Source organism: Sphingopyxis indica (assembly GCF_900188185.1).
Classification (GTDB): domain Bacteria; phylum Pseudomonadota; class Alphaproteobacteria; order Sphingomonadales; family Sphingomonadaceae; genus Sphingopyxis; species Sphingopyxis indica.
Window position 1 is genome coordinate 200,636 of sequence record NZ_FZPA01000001.1, and the last position, 17,716, is coordinate 218,351.

Consider the following 17,716-nt stretch of genomic DNA (forward strand, 5'->3'; position numbering starts at 1 on the left):
GCCCCATCTTCCGGCCGGTGCCATGTTGAACCGGCCGAAGATGGGTTCCCGCGTTGGCGCTACGCGCCGCCTTCGGCTCCGCGGGGACGCACGAACGCTCCTACGCGTTCATTACAGTCGATTGCCCTCGGGCCGTCACGGCGCGGCGAGCGTCCAGCGCACCTCGTCGCGCACCGGCCCCGACGGAAAGTCCGCGCGCGCCGTCACGACATTCTCGCCCGGCGCCAGCGTTGCATCGGGAAATGTGCAAATCCGGTCCGCGCAGGCAATGTCGCCGAGCGAGGCGCCGTTGAGCGTCAAGGCCACGCGCGGCGCATTGCTGTAAACCTTGATCGCGGTTTTCGCATCGGTGCGATCGCGCCAGCGGCGGCCGGTGATGTGGACGACCGGCGCGTTGGACCATTGCGCCTTGTAATAGAAAAAGGCGTCCTTCTTGACCTTACGATCATAGGTGACCAGCCCCTTGTCGTTGATGTCGGTCGCGTCGCCCTCCTGCCGTACCTTCGAAGCGAAATCGAACATGTTCCAGATCCACGTCGCCCACAGATAGGGACGGTCGCGCAGCTGCGGCCAGCTCTGTTCGTGGAGCCAGCTCTGATATTCCTCGGGGTGCGGGCGCCCGCCGGCATTGATCTTGTGGCTTGCCGGATCGGCGACATGCTGGGTGAGCGCGCCGCCCGCGCCATATTCGCTGACCGACAAAGGCACCGCGGGATAGCGCGCGTGCATCCGGTCGAGATGCGGGCCGAGGTCGGCGGGCTTGCCGTAATACCAGCCATAATAGCGGTTATAGCCGACGAGATCGGTGATCCCGGTCAGCGGCGGCTGGACGGGCCTGGCGTCCGGCGTCAGCGTCTCGTGCGTCGCTTCGCAGCAATCGGCCATCACCGTCGGCCGCGTCGGGTCCTCGGCATGTGCGAGCGCGTTCAATTCGCGCAGCAGCGGCCGCGCATCGGCCTTGGGATCGAGCCGCCCGAGCGCGACGTCGAGATCGACCTCATTGCCGACCCCCCAGGTCACGACCGAGGGATGATTGTAATTCTGCCGGATCAGCTCCTGCAATTGCGTGCGCGCGTTGGCGACGAGATCGGGCGATGCAGTTGCCGCGCCGAACGAGATCTTGTTCACGAACGGAATCTCCGACCAGACGATCATGCCGTAGCGGTCGGCGAGTTCGTACCAGTCGGGCGCATGCTGATAATGGGCAAAGCGGACGGTGTTCGCGCCCATTTCGGCGATCAGCGCCATGTCGCGCTCATGGTCGGCGCGGGTCAGCGCCCAGCCCTTGCCGAGATAGTCCTGGTGCCGCGACACCCCATGGAGCGGCAGATGCCTGCCGTTGAGGAAAAAGCCCTGTTCGGGGTCGAAGCGGATGGTGCGAAAGCCGACCGGCACGCTCACCGCGTCGAGCGTGCCGTCTGCATCGGCGAGGCGCGTGTCGAGGCGATAGAGATAGGGATCGGCGCGCCCGTCCCAGCGGTGCGGCGCGGGGACGTCGATCGAAAATTCGAGGCCGCGCCGACCCGCCGCGACCGGCCGCGTCGCTTCGCCGATGCTGCGGCCTTCGGCATCGCGCAAGGTCGCGACGAGGCTTTGTCCGGCGGCAATGCCTTCGAGTTCGACCCGGACGTCGAGGCGCCCCGACCCGTCGCTCTCGACCACCGGGGTCGCGAACACGCCCGCGCTGCCATGATCGCCGAGCGCGATATGGCTCGGCGCGACATGGAGCAGGCGCACGCCGCGATAGGGGCCGCCGTGGATGAAGAAATCGCCGTCGAGCGGAATCACGTCGGCGGTGCTGCTTCCCGGGGCGGGCGCGCTGTTGTCGGCGCGCAGCAGCAGGACATTGGCCGCCGCCGGATCGAGATAGCCGGTCAGGTCGAAGCGGAAGCGCGACCAGGCGCCCGCGTGCCGTCCGACATGGCGGCCGTTCACCCACAGATCGGCGATATTGCCGACCGCGTCGAATTCGATGACATGGCGCTTGCCGGCGGGCAGGGTGCGGCCGTCGAGGCGCAGCCGGTACCAGCCCTTGCCCTGCCGGTTGTCGGTCGCGCCGGTGCGGCCGATCCGATATTCGCCGAGCCGGTTCCACGTATGCGGCAGCGTGACCGCCTGCCATTCGCTGTCGGGCAGGGCGAGCGCCGCCTCGGGCGTCAACGCGTCGTCGAAACGAAATTGCCAGCCCTCGGTGAGTTCGGTGGCGCTGCGTGCGGGCGGTGGCGCGGCGGCCGGCCGCGGCGGTGTCGCCGCACAGGCGGCGACAAGCAGCGCGACGAGGATCGTCAGCCACCGCCGCACGATCAGCAGCCCTTGCCGACGCACAGGTCGGCCAGCACCGGATAATGGTCGGAGGGCAGCCGGCCCCCCGTCTGCTGCGTGATCGTTGCGTGACGCAGCACCGCGACGCCGTCGTTCACGAAGATATGGTCGATCGGGCTGCCGGCAAGCTGTTCGATCTTGAAGCCGGTGAAGGTGCCGTCGGGGCCGAAATGCGGCGTGCGGCTGATATCCTGCGTGTCGTGCAGCGCGATCAGCCCGGCGCCCGGCGCGAGGATCGCCTTGTAGGGCGCGCTGCCCGTCTCGCTGTTGAAATCGCCCATCAGCACCACCGCGTCGCCGGCCTGCCGATGCGCGCCGATCCAGCGGCGGATCAGCTTCGCGCTCTCGACCCGCGCCACCTCGCCGATATGGTCGAAGTGCGTGTTGACGACGAGGAAGTTCTGCGCGGCGCTCCTGTCCTTCAGCCGCGCCCAGGTCGCGATGCGCGGCAGCGCGGCGTCCCAGCCCTTGCTGGGCGTATCGGGCGTCGGCGACAGCCAGAAAGTGCCCGAGCCGAGCAGGGAGAAGCGATCGGGGCGATAGCCGAGCATCGAAAATTCGCCGGCCTCCTTGCCGTCGTCGCGGCCGACGCCGACGAAGGTGTAGGCGGGCAGGTCGGCCTCGACCTGCCGCTTCTGGTGCAGCAGCACTTCCTGCATTCCGACGAAATCGGGCGCATAATAAGCGACGAGGCCGGTCAGCGCCTTCCTGCGATGCGGCCAGGCGTCGGCGCCGTCGGAGGCGAGGTCGAGGCGGATGTTATAGGTCATCGCGCTGACGCGATCGGCTTTGTCCTTCGCCGCGGCGGGCAGGGCGAGCAGCGCCGCGAACAGGGTGATCAGCCAGCGTTTCATGCGAGATTTCCTCCATTGGTCTTGATGATATTGGCGTAAAAGCGCGCGCTGCGCTTGGGGCTCCGGACCTGCGTCGCATAGTCGACATGGACGATGCCGAAGCGCTTCGAATAGCCAAGCGACCATTCGAGATTGTCGAGCAGCGACCAGACCATATAGCCGCGCACATCGACGCCCTTTTTGATCGCATCGCCGATCGCGGCGATATGCGTGCGCAGATAGTCGCAACGCAGCGGGTCGTCGATGCCGTCGGGGCCGGCCTGCGGCGGATCGTAGAAGGCGGCGCCATTTTCGGTGATATAGACCGGGATATCGCCATAGCTGTCCCTGAACCACAGCAGCATGTCGGTCAGCGCGGGCGGGCAGACCTCCCAGCCGGTGGTCGTGTGCGTCGCATTCTGCGGCACCGGCGCGGCGCCGACCGGCCACGCGCCCGGATCGTCCTTCACGACGCTGCGCGTATAATAGTTGATGCCGACGAAATCGAGCGGCTGGTGGATCTGGGCCATGTCCTCCGCGGGCCATTCGGTCCACGCCTCGCCGAAAATCCCTGCCAGTTCGGCGGGATAGCGTCCTTTCAGCGCGGCATCCAGATATTGCCGGTTCATATAGGCGTGCGCGCGCTCGGTCGCAGCGATGTCGGCGGCGCTGTCGCTCGCCGGATATTTGGGCTCGATATTGACGACGAGGCCGATCTCGTGCGCCCCCTCGGAACGATAGATCTCGACCGCGCGCCCGTGCGCGCGCATCAGATTATGGCTCGCGATCGGCGTCTCGAACAGGTTGCGATGGCCGGGCGCGAGCGCGCCGTGGAGATAGCCGCCATCGGTAATCACCCACGGCTCGTTGAGCGTCACCCATTTCCGCACGCGGCCGTCGAGCGCGCGAAACATGGTCGCGGCATAGTCGGCGAACCAGTCGGCGCTGTCGCGATTGAGCCAGCCGCCCCGATCGTCGAGCGCGACGGGCAGGTCCCAATGGTACAGGGTCAGCAGGGGTTCGATGTCGTGTTTGAGCAGCTCGTCGACCAGCTTTTTGTAGAAATCGAGCCCCGGCTCGTTGACCCGGCCCACCCCCTCGGGCAGCACGCGGCCCCAATTGACGCTGAAGCGATAGGCCTTGAGCCCGATTGCCTTCATCAGCGCGACGTCGGCGTCCATGCGGTTATAATGGTCGCACGCAACATCGCCCGTCTCGCCCTTTGCCGCCATCAGCCGCGGATCGTGGCTGAAGCGCTGCCAGATGCTCGCCCCCGCGCCGTCGGCGAGCGGCGAGCCCTCGATCTGATAGGCGGCGGTTGCGGCGCCCCACAGGAAATCGTCGGGGAAAGCGCTGTTCGTCATCCATTGTCCTTGTCACGGGGGCGACGATGCTGCTGCAAACGGCACGCTTGCCTTGTCGCCGTGAGGTGAAGGCGGCTCATCCCTTGACGCTCCCGGTGAGCAGGCCGCTCAGATAGAAGCGCTGAAGCGCGAGGAAGAGGATGAGGACCGGCAGGGTGGTCACCACCGCGCCCGCCATCATCAGCTCATTGTCCTGCACATGCTCGCGGCTCAGGGCCGCGAGTGCGACGGGGAGCGTATAGAGTTGCTGGTCGGCAAGGACGATCAGCGGCCACATGAAATCGTTCCAGCTCGACAGGAAGACAAAGAGCGCGAGCGTCACGACCACCGGCGTCAGCAGCGGCAGCACGATATGGCGCAATATTTCGCCTTCGCTCGCGCCGTCGATGCGCGCCGCTTCGAGCATTTCGTCGGGGATCGACAGGCAATATTGGCGGACGAGGAAGATGCCGAAGATGCCCGCGAGCCATGGGACGAGCGCCCCGGCATAGCTGTTGACGAGCCCCATCGCCTTCAGCTCGAGGAACAAGGGCAGCATTCCGATCTGCCCCGGCACGACGAGCGCGGCGACGAGCAGGCGGAAGACCGCATCGCGGCCGCGAAAGCGCAGCTTGGCAAAGGCATAGCCCGCGGGGACGGTGAAGAGCAAAGCGAGCAGTGTCGCGAGCGTCGAGACGAACAGGCTGTTGGCGAGGAAGCGCCCCACGCCATAGGTGCCGAAAAGCTGCCGGTAATTTTCGAGGCCGGGATTTTCGGGAAGCAGCGGCGGCGGAAATTGCGCCGCCTCGCCCGGCGCCATGAAGCTGACCGACAGCATCCACAGCAGCGGTGCTATGGTCAAGAGCGCGACGAGCGCGGCGAAGCCGGTGACCAGCGCGCGGCGCATCAAATCGCCCCCGCGCGCCTGGCGAAGCGCAATTGCACGAGCGTGACCGCGAGAATGCAGAGGAAGAGCAGCACCGCGACCGCCGCGCCCGAGCCGAGGTTCCACCATTTGAACCCTTCCTCGTACATGAAATAGAGGATGGTGACGGTCGATTGCGCGGGGCCGCCCTCGGTCATCACATAGGGCTCGGCGAAAAGCTGGAACATCGCCGCGACGGTCAGCACGGAGACGAGCAGCAAGGTCGGGGCGATCGCGGGCAGGGTGACGTGGCGCAGCCGCATCAACCATCCCGCGCCGTCGATCCGGGCGGCTTCGTCGAGTTCGCGCGGCACCGTTTGCAGGGCGGCGAGGAAGATGATCATATTATAGCCGAAGGTCTTCCACGCGACAAAGATCAGGATCGCGGGCAGCGAGGCGGTCGGGCTGCCGAGCCAGTCGATCGGCCCCGCGCCGGCCAGCGACAGCAGATAGTTGACGAGGCCGTAGCGCGTGTGGAGCAGATAGCGCCAGACGACCGCGGTCGCGACGAGCGTCGTCACATAGGGCGCGAACAGCGCGACGCGCCAGACCGGGCGCCAGCTCAGCCAGCGCGAATGGACGAGTATCGCGGCGCAGAGCGACAGAAGGGCCACGAGCGGCGTCCCGATCGCCACGAACAGCAGGCTGTTGCCCATCGCGTTCCAGAACAGCGGATTTTCGACCAGGCGCGCGTAATTCTCCAGCCCCACGAAGCGCAGATTGGCGATGTCGCCGAGCGCATAAATGTCGAAATCGGTAAAACTGAGCAGCAGCGATGCCAGCGCCGGGATCAGGAAGAAGATCAGGATCGCCGCAAGCGCCGGGCCGGTCATCGCCCACCCCGCGCGCGCCTCCTCCGCTCGCCGCTCGGCATTCACAGCGCGCGCCCCTTCTCCAGCATCCAGCGCCGCTTTTCGAGCAGCCGGTCGGCGCGCGCGTCGATCTGTGCCGCCGCCTCGTCGACGCTGTATTCGCCGCGCACCATGCGCTCGGCGACCAGCTGCATCGCGGTCACGATCCGCTCCCATTCGGGCACTTTCGGCAGCGCGCGGGCGCGTTCGAGCTGGGTAGCGAATGGCGCGACGACAGGGTCGCTCGCAAGCCCGGCCTGCTGCCACGCCGCGCGCCGCGCGGGCAGGTCGCCGGTCAGCGCATGGAACTCGATCTGCGCCGCGGGCGCGAGCAGCTGCGCGAGGCAATCCCACGCATGGTCGTTCGCGCGATGGTCGGCGAAAACCACGAGGCTCGATCCGCCGGGCGCCGCCGATCCGATGCCGTCCGGGCCGGGATTGGGGGCCGTCGCCCATTTGCCCCGAAAGCCGGGCGGCAGCCGCTCGCCAAGGTCGCCGATCGTCCATGGCCCCGAAATGAAGACGCTGAACCAGCCGCGCGCGAACTCGTTCCACAGGTTCGCGATCTGCGTCGCCGACACGCGCGGCGCGAGCCCTTCGTCGAACAGCGACTTGTAAAAGGCGAGCGCCGCCTTGAACTCGGGGTCCGAAAAGGCGCCGCGCCCGTCGGCATCGCGCAGCAGCCGCGCGCCCGCCGACTGGGCGATGGTCAGCAATTGCTCGAATTCGTTGAGCGGCAGCCACAGCGCATAATTGCCGTCGCCGGCGAGGCGCTTCACGTCGTGCAACATGCGCTTCCACGCCGCCCATTCGAGCGGCGGCGTATCGTGTCCGGCGCGCGCAAGCCTGTCGGTGCGATAAAATTGCAGGCGCGTATCGACATACCAGGGAACCGCCCAGACCTCGCCGCCGATGCGGTTGGTATCGACCACCGCCGCGAATTGGTCGGCGAGCAGCCCCTGCATCGAAGCGGGAACGGGGGCGATCGCGCCGATCGTCGCCATTTCGGCGATCCAGCTGTTCCCGACCTGTCCGATCGCAGGCAGCGACCCGCCGGCGAAACCGGTGAGCAGCTTCTGATGCGCCGCCGACCAGGGCAGCGGCTGCACCCTTACGCGCGGCGCCTCGGGCGCGCGCCGCATCGTCTCGACGAGGCGCGGCAGCGCCGCCGCTTCATTACCCATCGCCCAGATGGTCAGCGCGTCGCCGCGCCGCGCGCCGCAGCCGCCGAGCGCGGCAAACAGGGGCAGCGCGGCAAGCGCGCCCGTCATCCGGCGCCGCGTCAGCTCCATGCCGTTGGTTGCGCCGCCAGCCTCATCGTGCGAGCGCCTGCGCCTCCGCCGGATGCGATTCCAGCGTCGTCCCGCGCGCCATCAGCGTCGGGGTCAGGATCGTCGCGCTCGCCGCACCCAGCGCATCGCCGCGCAGCAGGCGGAGCAGCATCATCATCCCCGTCGAACCGAGCTGGTCGATCTTGACCTGCATCGTCGTCAATCCCGGGCTGACGTGCCGCGCGAGCGGAATGTCGTCGAACCCCGCGACCATCAGGTCGCCCGGCACCGACTTGCCCGCCTCGGCGAGCTGCATGATGCAGCCGACCGCCATCAGGTCGTTCGCGGCGAAGACCGCGTCGGCGGGCAATTGGCCCTGGAGCAGCAGGCGCGCCGCCTCGGCCCCCGCTTCCTCCGAAAAGTCGCCGGGCAGGATCACCGGGCTGCGTTCGCCCGCGATCTTCGCCATTGCATCGGCGAAACCGCGCTGGCGGTCGCGCGCGTCGCGATTGTGCTTGGGTCCGGCGATATGGACGATGCGCCGTGCGCCGCGTGCAAGCAGTGCCTCGGTCATCGTCCACGCGCCGCGATAATTATCGACCGCGACATAGGGCAGATCGAGCGTCGCTGCATCATAGTTGAGCAGCACCGTCGGCAGGACCGGGTCGAGGTGCGCGGCGAGCGTTTCGGGCTTCAGTTCGGGCGGCATGACGAGCAGCCCGTCGACGCGCCCGCGCATCGCGGCGATCGCCGCTGCGGTTTCGTGCGCGCTGCCGTGCATATTGCCGAGCAGCAGATGCAGCCCGGCCTCATGCGCGACAAGGTCGATGCCGCGGATGATCTCGGAGAAAAACTCGCCGAACAGATCGGGCAGGATCACCCCGACCGTGTCGCTCTTGCGCCGCGTCAGGCTGCGCGCGCCGCTGTGCGGGACGAAATTGAGCTTTTTCACCGCGGCCATCACCGCCGCGCGCGTCGGGCCGGTGACATTGCTGTGGCCGTTGATCGCGCGCGAGGCGGTGGCGACCGAAACGCCCGCTTCGCGGGCCACGTCCCTCAATGTTGCCATAGGCTCACCCCCCTCTTCCCCATGGGCCGGGCCGCCTTCGCGACTCCGGCCGGTCGCGCGCCGGGCACGGAAGATTGCCAAAGTAACCGGTTACACGGCGCCATGGCAAGCATCTTCCTCGGCTTCCGCCGCAAGGCGGCGGCCATCGGCATCGAACAGGTGAAGCCGGTCGGCCGGAAAGCCGACCGGAACGCGCTCGCCTTCGCGCAGCCGCCCGTCGTCGCGGATCTGGCACGCGATCGTCGCGCGTCCCGCGCCGCGCAGGTGCAGCGTCGCAAGCCCGCCGAGCCGTTCGACGAAGGCGATCGCAAAGGGCAGGCCGTCCGCCGCTCCGATCGTCACATCTTCAGGCCGCACTCCGACCGAAACCGGCGTGCCGGGGGGCAGGCTTATACCCGGCGGCAGCGCGATCGCGCTGCCCTCGGCCAGCATCGCCGCGCCGCCCTCGATGACCGTCGCGGGCAGAATGTTCATGCGCGGCGCGCCGATGAATTGCGCGACGAACAGGTTGGCGGGGCGCTCGTAAAGCGCGCGCGGCGTGCCGGCCTGCTCGATACGGCCATCGCGCAGCACGATGATCCGGTCGGCGAGCGTCATCGCCTCGACCTGATCGTGGGTGACATAGAGAGTGGTCGTGCCGAGCGCGCGGTGCAGTTCGGCGAATTCATAGCGCATTCGGACGCGCAGGTCGGCGTCGAGGTTCGACAGCGGCTCGTCGAACAGAAAAAGCTGCGGCTTGCGCACGATCGCCCGGCCGATCGCGACGCGCTGCCGCTGGCCGCCCGACAGCGCGGCGGGCTTGCGGTCGAGAAGCGCTTCGATGTTCAGGATTTCGGCGGCGCGCTGCACCGCGGCGTCGATCTCGGCCTTGCTTGCCTTCGCGATCCGCAGGCCGAACGCCATATTGTCATAGGCGCTGAGGTGCGGATAGAGCGCATAGCTCTGGAACACCATCGCGATGCCGCGCTCGGACGGCCCGAGGCCGGTGACGTCGCGCGCGCCGATGCGGATTGTCCCGCCCGTCAGATCCTCGAGTCCGGCGACCGCACGAAGCAGCGTCGACTTGCCGCAGCCCGACGGCCCGACGATCACAGCGAACTCGCCGTCGGCGACGTCGATCGAAACGCCTTTCAGCACCTCGACGTCGCCGAAACGCTTGCGGGCACGCTCGATCGACAGCCCCGCCAAGCTCAGCGCCCCCGGCCGGGGCCTGCCGCCGGGCCGCCGTGCCCGATCAATGGACCGTGGCCGCGGCCGCCGCCTGCACCGGCGGCGTGCGCGCCGCGGCGAGCGCGAAGGCACACAGCAGCGCATAGCAGAGCGCAGGCAGGATCAGCGCGGTGCCGTAGCCCCAGGCGTCGGACAGGCTGCCGACAAGCACGGGGATCGCTGCGCCGCCGACGATTGCGGTGCAGAGCAGCCCCGACGTCGCCTCGGCCCGCGCCCCGGCGCGCTCGAGCGTCAGCGTGAAGATCACCGGGAACATGATCGAGTTGAACAGCCCGATCGCGAGCGCGACGAAGCCCGCGGTGGCGCCGCCGACGGTGACGACATAGAGGCAGAGACCGCAGGCGATCGCGGTAAAGGTCGCGAGCAGCTTCGTCGCCGAAACGCGCGCGAGCAGCAGCGACCCGATCGCGCGCCCGACCATCGCGCCGCCCCAGTAAAAGGCGACCGCCTTGCCCGCTTCCTGGAGCGAGACGCCCGCGACACCGTCGCTGCCCATGGTAAAGCCGAGCAGCGGCACGCCGAAAGGCGCGTCGGACTGGCCCCATACCGCGTCGCTGTTGAGAAACAGCGCCATCTGCGTGCCGATCGCGACTTCGGCGCCGACATAGAGGAAGATGGCGAGCGCGCCGAGCCTGGCCCAGCGCGAGGCGAAGGCTTCGCCCATCAGTTCGAAGATATTGGCGCGCGCGGTCCCGAGCGGCGGCGGCGGCACGGCGGCGTCGACGATGCGGCGGCTGATCCAGAAAAAGAGGAACAGCGCCGCGATCAGGCCACAGATCCAGAAATAGGCCGAATCGATCCCGGCGAGCGCCTGTTTGCGCACCGCCTCGGTCACGACCGCACCCTCCTTGACCTCGACCCCCTGCAGGAACAGGTGCGCGCCGATCAGGGGGCCGATGAAGGTGCCGAAGCTGTTGAAGGTCTGGCTCAGGGTCAGGCGGAAATGGCTGCGCTTCGGGTCGCCGAGCGCGGCGGCGAGCGGGTTCGCCGCGACCTGCAGCACGGTGATCCCGCTCGCGAGCATGAACAGCCCGAGCAGCACCAGCGGATAGACGGCAAGGTTCGCCGCGGCGAGCATGACCAGGCAGCCCCCGACCATCGTCGCGAGCGCGATCAGGATCGAGGGCACCGAATGGACGCGCGCGATCAAGGCCGCGGCGGGGAAGGACATGACGCCATAGGCGATGAAGAAGGCGGAGGCCGACAATTGCGCCTCGGCATCGCTCAGCGTGAAGATACCCTTCACCGCGGCGACCAGCGGGTCGATCAGCGACGTGATGAACCCCCAGGCGAAGAACAGGACGGTCACCGCGGCGAAGGCGGCGAGGGCGGTCGATCGGCCGCCCGGGGCAGCTCGCGTCTGGTTCGTCAATTCCATGCGGTTGGACCTCTTCCCCTTGGATGTTATGGAGGCGGTGGTCTAACGAGCGCCATCACACGAGGCAACCGGTTCCACCCGTCCGGGGCTTCGCATAGCTTTGCAGTGCGAAATAATCGTGCGTCGCCCACTGGCGCGGCACGGCGCGACTGGTTACATGGGCCGCCACCAAACGAATCGCGCGCATCGCCCCTTTGCTGCCGGGGCGGAAGCCGCCCGCAGCAGAAAGTGGCATCCATGCAGATCAAGACCGGCCTCACCTTCGACGATGTGCTGCTGGTGCCGGGGCCTTCGGACATATTGCCGTCCGACGCCAATCTCGCGACCAGATTGACGAGCGAGATCAGCCTCAACATCCCGATCCTCTCGTCGGCGATGGACACGGTGACCGAGGCCGACATGGCCATCCTGATGGCGCAGATCGGCGGCATCGGCGTGCTCCACCGCAACCTGACAGTCGAGGAACAGGCGGCGGCCGTGCGGCAGGTCAAGCGCTTCGAAAGCGGCATGATCGTCAACCCGATCACCATCGGTCCCGACGCCTCGCTTTCCGACGCGATCGCGCTGATGGCGCAGCATAATATCTCGGGCATCCCGGTGGTCGAGGCCGCGGGCAAGCTCGTCGGCATCCTGACCCACCGCGACGTGCGCTTCGCCGAAAACCCCAGGCAGCCGGTGCGCGAGCTGATGACCGCCGACAATCTCGCCACCGTGCGTCCCGGCGTCGGCCAGGACGAAGCGCGCCGCCTGCTGCACCAGCGCCGCATCGAAAAGCTGCTCGTCGTCGACGACGCCTATCACTGCGTCGGGCTGATCACCGTCAAGGATATGGAGAAAGCGGTCACCTATCCCGAGGCGACCAAGGATGCGAGCGGGCGGCTGCGCGTTGCCGCGGCGACGAGCACTGGCGATGGCGGTGTCGAACGCGCCGAGGCGCTGCTCGATGCCGAATGCGACCTGATCGTCGTCGATACCGCGCACGGGCACAGCAAGATGGTCGGCGCGACGGTCGAGAAGATCAAGAAATTGTCGAACCGGGTGCAGGTGCTCGCGGGCAATGTCGCGACCGGCGATGCCACGCGCGCGCTCGTCGATGCGGGCGCCGACGGGGTGAAGGTCGGCATCGGCCCCGGCTCGATCTGCACGACGCGCGTCGTCGCAGGCGTCGGCGTGCCGCAGCTCACCGCGATCCTCGACAGCGTCGAGACCGCCGAAAAGCTGGGCGTCCCGATCGTCGCCGACGGGGGGCTGCGCACTTCGGGCGACATTGCGAAAGCGCTCGCGGCGGGTGCGTCGAGCGTGATGGTCGGCTCGCTGCTCGCCGGCACGGCGGAAGCACCGGGCGAAACCTTCCTCTATCAGGGTCGCACCTACAAAAGCTATCGCGGCATGGGCAGCGTCGGCGCGATGGCGCGCGGCTCGGCCGACCGTTATTTCCAGCAGGACATCAAGGACCAGATGAAGCTGGTCCCCGAAGGCATCGAGGGGCAGGTGCCGTTCAAGGGCCCGGCAAAGGACGTGATCCACCAGCTCGTCGGCGGCGTGAAGGCGGCGATGGGCTATACCGGCAGCCGCACGCTCAAGGATTTGCGCGAGCGCGCGACCTTCGTTCAGATCACCAACGCGGGCCTGCGCGAAAGCCATGTTCACGACGTCGCGATCACCCGCGAGGCGCCGAACTATCCGGTGGGTTAGGCACTTGCTCCGTCATTGCGAGCGCAGCGAAGCAATCCAGCGAGGTTTACGCCGCTCTGGATTGCTTCGCTGCGCTCGCAATGACGAACTTGGGCACCATCCATGACCCCCGCCGCGCGCATTCAGACCGCGATCGAGATCCTCGACGCCATCGCCGCCGCGGCGCGCGAGGGTGGCGCGCCCGCCGACGCGATCTTCGCCGAAGCGATGCGTGCGCGCCGCTATGCGGGGTCGAAGGACCGCCGCGCGATCCGCGCCCATGTCTATGACGCGGTCCGCGCGGTGCGGTCGGCGCCGCCGTCGGGGCGCGCGGCGATGCTCTTGCTCGCCGACGCCGATCCGGGGCTCGCGGCGCTGTTCGACGGCTCATCCTATGGCCCCGCGCCGATTTCGCCCGACGAACCGCGCGCCGAGCCGGGGCTGGCCCCACCGGCGCTCACCGACCTCTTCGACCCGCTCGTCGGTGAAGGGGAGGGAGAGGCGATGCTAGCGCGCGCGCCGCTCGACCTGCGCGCGAACCGTATCGCGGCGAAGCGCGACGACCTCGCCGCGCTCTTCCCCGACGGCGAAGCGATCGCCGGCGCGTCCGATGGCTGGCGCCTGCCGCCCGAAACCGCCGCCGCGCAGCATCCCGCCTATGCCGAGGGGGCGTTCGAGGTGCAGGATGCCGCGAGCCAATATGCGGCGGCGGCGCTCGATGCCGCACCCGGCATGGCGATCGTCGATCTCTGCGCGGGCGGCGGCGGCAAGACGCTCGCGATCGCTTCGCTCACCGGCGATGCCGCCGCCATCCTTGCCTGCGACACCAATCGCGCGCGCCTCCAGCAGCTTCCGCCGCGCGCCGCGCGCGCAGGGGCGACGCGCATCGAAACGAGGCTGCTCAACCCGGGGCAGGAAAGCGCGATGCTCGCCGACTGGCAGGGACGCGCGGACCGCGTCTTCGTCGACGCTCCCTGCTCGGGCAGCGGGACGTGGCGGCGCAGTCCCGAACTGCGCTGGCGGCTGACCCCCGCGCGGCTGGGTCGCCACATCGCCGATCAGGCGCGCCTCGCCGATATAGGTGCCGATCTGGTGGCGCCGGGGGGCAAACTTCTCTATGCCGTCTGTTCGATCATCGCACGCGAGGGGCGAGACCAGGTGGACGATTTTCTGAAGCGCCATCCCGGCTGGAGCGCCGACACGGGCTATCTTCCCGAAGGCGTCGGGCGCGCCGCGGGGCACGGTTTTCTGCTGTCGCCGGGGCACGACGGATGCGACGGCTTTTTCCTCGCAAGGCTGACAGCGCCATGTTAGCATCGCCGCGAACCAGATATTGGGAGAATGCAATGCGCGTCAGCTTTCTGGCTCTTTCGGCCGGTCTGATCCTCGCCAGCCTGCCCGTCGCCTCCGATGCGCAGCGCGCCGACAACGACATCCTGCCCGCCTCGGTGGCGCTTCAGAAGCAAGGCGAAGCCGCGCAGCATCAGGGCAATCTCGACGCCGCGGTCGATTATTATGAATCGGCGCTCGCCGCCGACCCGCGCAACCGCTCGGCGATCATCGCGCTCGCGCAGGTCGCGCGCGCGCAGGGCCTGCCGGGCAAGGCGATCGGCCTCTATCGCGAGGCGCTGCTGCTCGAACCCAACGACCTCACCGCGCTGACCGGACAGGGCGAAGCGCTCGCCGACAAGGGCGCGGTCGAGATCGCGCGCGAAAAGCTCGCCGATGCGCAGCGCGTGTGCCGCGGCGAATGCCCGCAGGTCGCCGCCCTCGAGCGCGCCATTTCGGCCGCCGGCGAAACGAAGCGTGTCGTCGCCGCCGATGCGGTGACGCCGAAGCCGGCGGTCACGACGACGGCGAGCAGCCAGAACTGACGCGAAGGGCGCAGCGGTTTTCGGGACTGCTGGCGGGCGACGGCTCACGGTTGGGAGGCTTGTCCGCTCCCCACACCGACCGCGCTACCGATAAACGCACGCATCCAGCCCATCGCGCCGCACGACGCCGATGCGCGCGCGGATCGTGTTGCCATAGCGGCGGGTAAAGCCCGACGGGCTGATCGCCTCGCGCTTCTTGGGCAGCGGCAGGATCGCGGCGATGCGCGCCGCCTCGGCGGGCGTCAGCTTGCCCGCGCCATGCTTGAAATAACGCTGCGCCCCCGCCTCGACGCCATAGGTGCCGATCCCCGTCTCGGCGACGTTCAGATAGACTTCCATGATCCGCCTTTTGCCCCAGATCGTCTCGATCAGAAAAGTGAACCACACCTCGGGCACCTTGCGCACATAGCGCGCCCAGCCGCTCCCCTGCCACAGGAAGACATTTTTCGCGGTCTGCTGGCTGATCGTCGATCCGCCGCGCAATTTCTTGCCCTTCGCATTGCGTTCGATCGCCTGTTCGATCGCCTCGCGGTCGAAACCATTGTGGCTGCAAAATTTGCCGTCCTCGGCCGCGATCACCGCGCGCACCATGTTGCGGTCGATATGTGACAGGCCGGTCCAGTCCTTGGTGATGCCACCCGAATCGGCGAGCATGGTAAAGGTCACCGGCGGCGGCACGACGGCATAGAGCAGCACCCACGCCGCGCTGATCGCGATGAACCAGAGCAGCCATTTGAACGGCCGCAGATACCAGGGGAGTTTGCGGCGGCGGGCTTTGGTCGCGGGGCTCATCGCCGCGTCTCTATCGCAGCGCGGGGCGGTCGGACAAGCGGCTCATTCGGGAAAGCGGACGACGCTGTTCGCCGGCGGCAGCGCCGGGCCGGGGGCGAGCGGTGGTGCCGGCCGCCACGGCGTCCCGAGGTCGCCGATCGACCGATAACCGCCGATCCGCGTCGCACCCTCGATCAGAAAGGGCAGGCCTTCGGCGGCGAGCGGCGAGGGCGCCGATGCGACGTGAAAGTGGAGGTGCGGCGCACTGCCCTGACCCGTCAGGCCGAGGCGCCCGATCACCTGCCCGCGCGTCACCCGGTCGCCGGGCTTCACGCGGAGGCCGGGCTGCAGATGCTCGTAAAAGGCATAGCGGCCGTCGCCGAGATCGAGCGCGACGAAATTGCCCGTCGCGTCGCCGATCGCGACTTTTGGGAGGTCGGCGCGCAATTCGGGCTCGGCGAAATCGTCGCGCGTCGCGGCCACCACCGCATCGGCGACGGCGAGCACCTCGGCGCCATAGCTCAGCGAATCGGCCAGCGTCTTGCCGTCCGAACGGTCGAAACGGCCCTCGGCGTCGACCTTCATCCAGTCGATCGCGAAACGGCCCGGGATCGTCGCGTGCCCGGCGACCGCATAGGGCACCCGGCGATGGCCGCGCTCCATTTCGGGTGCATAGACGGCGACCCACGGACCTCCGCGCAGCGGCGGGCCGAGACGAGGGAGGGGGCGCGCGTCGATCGCGACGCGCCCGGCATCGACGATGTGCGCCCCCGTCGGGCGCGCCAGCGTCACGCGGTGCGCGAGCGCGTCGGGCGCGCGGCCGCCCGTCAGCGGAACGTCGAGATAGGCGATGACGCGCTCGCCCGGCGCGATCGTCGGCCCTTTCGGGTCGCCTCCCGACGGGATGTGGCCAAGCGCCGTCGCCAGCGCTTCGCCCGACAGCGCGAGGAGGGCCGTCCCGTTCGCGGCATCCTCCACCGCGATGCGGTCCAGCGTCAGCGGCTCCGACGCGAAATTGGTGAGGTGCAACTCATAGACGAGATGTCGGGTGTCGCCGATCCGCACCGGGCCGGGCCGATAGGGGATTTCGGCATCGAAAGCGTCGATGACGGCGTGCTCCGGCGAAACCGGAGCCGCCGCTGCAACGGGCGCGGCGAGAGCCGCGAGCAGGGGAAGAAGCCACATGGCGCCACCTTAGGTCAGGCGGCGCCATCGGCAAATGCTTCGGTTCAAGCGCCGATCAGGCGGCGCTCGCCGGCGAGCTTGAGCATCGCCTTTTGCAGCTTCTCGAATGCCCGCACCTCGATTTGGCGGACGCGCTCGCGGCTGACGTCATAGACCTGGCTCAGATCCTCGAGCGTCTTCGGATCGTCGGTCAGGCGGCGTTCGGTCAGGATATGGCGCTCGCGTTCATTGAGCGTTTCGAGCGCTTCGCCCAGCAGGTCGTGCCGCACGTCGCGCTCTTCGGCTTCGGCGACGCGTTCGTCCTGCAACGGCTCTTCGTCGCCGAGCAGATCCTGCCACTGGCTGTCGCCATCCTCGCCCATCGGCACGTTGAGCGACGTGTCGCCGCCCATCGCCATGCGGCGATTCATGCTGACCACCTCATCCTCGGTGACGCCAAGGTCCTTGGCGATCTTTGCGACATTCTCGGGGCTAAGGTCGCCATCCTCGAACGCTTCGAGGTTGTTTTTCATCCGGCGGAGGTTGAAGAACAGCTTCTTCTGCGCCGCGGTGGTGCCCATCTTCACGAGGCTCCACGAGCGCAGGATGAACTCCTGAATCGACGCGCGAATCCACCACATCGCATAGGTGGCGAGGCGGAAGCCGCGTTCGGGGTCGAATTTCTTCACCCCCTGCATCAGCCCGATATTGCCTTCCGAAATCAGCTCGCTGACCGGCAGGCCATAGCCGCGATAGCCCATCGCGATCTTCGCGACGAGGCGCAGGTGCGAGGTGACGAGCTGCGCCGCCGCCTCATTGTCGCCATGCTCCTGAAAGCGCTTGGCGAGCATATATTCCTGCTCGGGGGTAAGGAGCGGAAATTTACGGATTTCGGCCAGATAGCGGTTCAGACTGGCTTCGCCGCCCAGTGCAGGCACTACGGCCGGGACATTGCTTTTGTTAGCCATTGAAAGAGTGTCTTCCCTAAAACCTGAAATCATCCTGCCGCGG

At 67.9% G+C, this 17,716-nt stretch carries 15 protein-coding genes; 3 read left to right on the plus strand and 12 right to left on the minus strand.

Annotated elements, in window-relative coordinates; translation table 11 throughout:
- Nucleotides 1–135 precede the first annotated feature (135 nt).
- The 9 genes from CHB69_RS00810 to CHB69_RS00850 all read right to left on the minus strand — a co-directional run bounded on the left by CHB69_RS00810 (nt 136) and on the right by CHB69_RS00850 (nt 11,222).
- Complete coding sequence (locus tag CHB69_RS00810) at nt 136–2,301, minus strand: glycoside hydrolase family 2 protein (protein WP_089214713.1); 2,166 nt, start codon at nt 2,299–2,301, stop codon at nt 136–138.
- A gap of 2 nt (nt 2,302–2,303) precedes the next feature.
- Nucleotides 2,304–3,176 carry an endonuclease/exonuclease/phosphatase family protein gene (locus CHB69_RS00815; protein WP_089214093.1) on the minus strand — a complete coding sequence of 291 codons (873 nt, stop codon included), beginning with the start codon at nt 3,174–3,176 and terminating at the stop codon, nt 2,304–2,306.
- Entirely contained in the window at nt 3,173–4,519 is a 1,347-nt protein-coding gene (locus tag CHB69_RS00820; protein ID WP_089214094.1) for a GH1 family beta-glucosidase, read from the minus strand. The genes CHB69_RS00815 and CHB69_RS00820 overlap by 4 nt, the downstream gene beginning before the upstream one ends.
- A gap of 76 nt (nt 4,520–4,595) precedes the next feature.
- Nucleotides 4,596–5,405, minus strand: coding sequence for a carbohydrate ABC transporter permease (locus CHB69_RS00825; RefSeq protein ID WP_170935385.1), 810 nt, complete (start codon nt 5,403–5,405; stop codon nt 4,596–4,598).
- Nucleotides 5,405–6,256, minus strand: a complete 852-nt coding sequence (locus CHB69_RS00830) for a carbohydrate ABC transporter permease (protein ID WP_089214714.1) — start codon at nt 6,254–6,256, stop codon at nt 5,405–5,407. Before CHB69_RS00830 ends, CHB69_RS00825 begins: the two co-directional genes overlap by 1 nt.
- A 41-nt stretch (nt 6,257–6,297) precedes the next feature.
- Nucleotides 6,298–7,566, minus strand: coding sequence for an extracellular solute-binding protein (locus CHB69_RS00835; protein WP_089214095.1), 1,269 nt, complete (start codon nt 7,564–7,566; stop codon nt 6,298–6,300).
- A gap of 22 nt (nt 7,567–7,588) precedes the next feature.
- On the minus strand, nt 7,589–8,614 hold the full coding sequence (locus tag CHB69_RS00840) for a LacI family DNA-binding transcriptional regulator (RefSeq protein ID WP_089214096.1): 1,026 nt from the start codon (nt 8,612–8,614) through the stop codon (nt 7,589–7,591).
- Between the two features lie 90 nt (nt 8,615–8,704).
- A complete protein-coding gene (locus CHB69_RS00845; RefSeq protein WP_089214097.1) occupies nt 8,705–9,802 on the minus strand; it encodes an ABC transporter ATP-binding protein in 1,098 nt (365 codons plus the stop codon).
- Nucleotides 9,803–9,848: 46 nt separating this feature from the next.
- Nucleotides 9,849–11,222, minus strand: coding sequence for an MFS transporter (locus CHB69_RS00850; RefSeq protein ID WP_089214098.1), 1,374 nt, complete (start codon nt 11,220–11,222; stop codon nt 9,849–9,851).
- 237 nt (nt 11,223–11,459) lie between these two features.
- Between CHB69_RS00850 and guaB the strand changes: the two genes are divergently transcribed.
- The 3 genes from guaB (at nt 11,460) to CHB69_RS00865 (ending at nt 14,770) form a co-directional block, all read left to right on the plus strand.
- The gene (gene guaB, locus CHB69_RS00855) at nt 11,460–12,917 is read left to right on the plus strand and encodes an IMP dehydrogenase (protein ID WP_089214716.1); all 1,458 of its coding nucleotides are present in this window, start codon (nt 11,460–11,462) and stop codon (nt 12,915–12,917) included.
- Between the two features lie 102 nt (nt 12,918–13,019).
- Nucleotides 13,020–14,210, plus strand: a complete 1,191-nt coding sequence (locus tag CHB69_RS00860; protein WP_089214099.1) for an RsmB/NOP family class I SAM-dependent RNA methyltransferase — start codon at nt 13,020–13,022, stop codon at nt 14,208–14,210.
- A gap of 32 nt (nt 14,211–14,242) precedes the next feature.
- Nucleotides 14,243–14,770 carry a tetratricopeptide repeat protein gene (locus CHB69_RS00865; RefSeq protein WP_089214100.1) on the plus strand — a complete coding sequence of 176 codons (528 nt, stop codon included), beginning with the start codon at nt 14,243–14,245 and terminating at the stop codon, nt 14,768–14,770.
- A gap of 84 nt (nt 14,771–14,854) precedes the next feature.
- On the opposite strand, the gene mtgA is transcribed toward CHB69_RS00865, so the two are convergent.
- From mtgA to rpoH, 3 genes are read right to left on the minus strand one after another with little or no spacing between them, the layout of a single operon-like run.
- The gene (gene mtgA, locus CHB69_RS00870; protein ID WP_089214101.1) at nt 14,855–15,562 is read right to left on the minus strand and encodes a monofunctional biosynthetic peptidoglycan transglycosylase; all 708 of its coding nucleotides are present in this window, start codon (nt 15,560–15,562) and stop codon (nt 14,855–14,857) included.
- Between the two features lie 42 nt (nt 15,563–15,604).
- Complete coding sequence (locus tag CHB69_RS00875) at nt 15,605–16,726, minus strand: M23 family metallopeptidase (RefSeq protein WP_089214102.1); 1,122 nt, start codon at nt 16,724–16,726, stop codon at nt 15,605–15,607.
- Between the two features lie 44 nt (nt 16,727–16,770).
- Nucleotides 16,771–17,673, minus strand: coding sequence for an RNA polymerase sigma factor RpoH (rpoH, locus tag CHB69_RS00880; RefSeq protein ID WP_089214103.1), 903 nt, complete (start codon nt 17,671–17,673; stop codon nt 16,771–16,773).
- Between the last annotated feature and the right edge of the window lie 43 nt (nt 17,674–17,716).

Excerpts from the sequence above, each read along its gene's own strand:
- CHB69_RS00820 (WP_089214094.1), bottom strand. The coding sequence starts at position 4,519 with ATGACGAACAGCGCTTTCCCCGACGATTTCCTGTGGGGCGCCGCAACC.
- CHB69_RS00850 (WP_089214098.1), bottom strand. The coding sequence starts at position 11,222 with ATGGAATTGACGAACCAGACGCGAGCTGCCCCGGGCGGCCGATCGACC.
- CHB69_RS00830 (WP_089214714.1), bottom strand. The coding sequence starts at position 6,256 with ATGACCGGCCCGGCGCTTGCGGCGATCCTGATCTTCTTCCTGATCCCG.
- mtgA (WP_089214101.1), bottom strand. The coding sequence starts at position 15,562 with ATGAGCCCCGCGACCAAAGCCCGCCGCCGCAAACTCCCCTGGTATCTG.
- CHB69_RS00840 (WP_089214096.1), bottom strand. The coding sequence starts at position 8,614 with ATGGCAACATTGAGGGACGTGGCCCGCGAAGCGGGCGTTTCGGTCGCC.
- rpoH (WP_089214103.1), bottom strand. The coding sequence starts at position 17,673 with ATGGCTAACAAAAGCAATGTCCCGGCCGTAGTGCCTGCACTGGGCGGC.
- CHB69_RS00825 (WP_170935385.1), bottom strand. The coding sequence starts at position 5,405 with ATGCGCCGCGCGCTGGTCACCGGCTTCGCCGCGCTCGTCGCGCTCTTG.
- CHB69_RS00835 (WP_089214095.1), bottom strand. The coding sequence starts at position 7,566 with ATGGAGCTGACGCGGCGCCGGATGACGGGCGCGCTTGCCGCGCTGCCC.
- CHB69_RS00875 (WP_089214102.1), bottom strand. The coding sequence starts at position 16,726 with ATGTGGCTTCTTCCCCTGCTCGCGGCTCTCGCCGCGCCCGTTGCAGCG.
- CHB69_RS00815 (WP_089214093.1), bottom strand. The coding sequence starts at position 3,176 with ATGAAACGCTGGCTGATCACCCTGTTCGCGGCGCTGCTCGCCCTGCCC.
- CHB69_RS00860 (WP_089214099.1), top strand. The coding sequence starts at position 13,020 with ATGACCCCCGCCGCGCGCATTCAGACCGCGATCGAGATCCTCGACGCC.
- CHB69_RS00865 (WP_089214100.1), top strand. The coding sequence starts at position 14,243 with ATGCGCGTCAGCTTTCTGGCTCTTTCGGCCGGTCTGATCCTCGCCAGC.
- guaB (WP_089214716.1), top strand. The coding sequence starts at position 11,460 with ATGCAGATCAAGACCGGCCTCACCTTCGACGATGTGCTGCTGGTGCCG.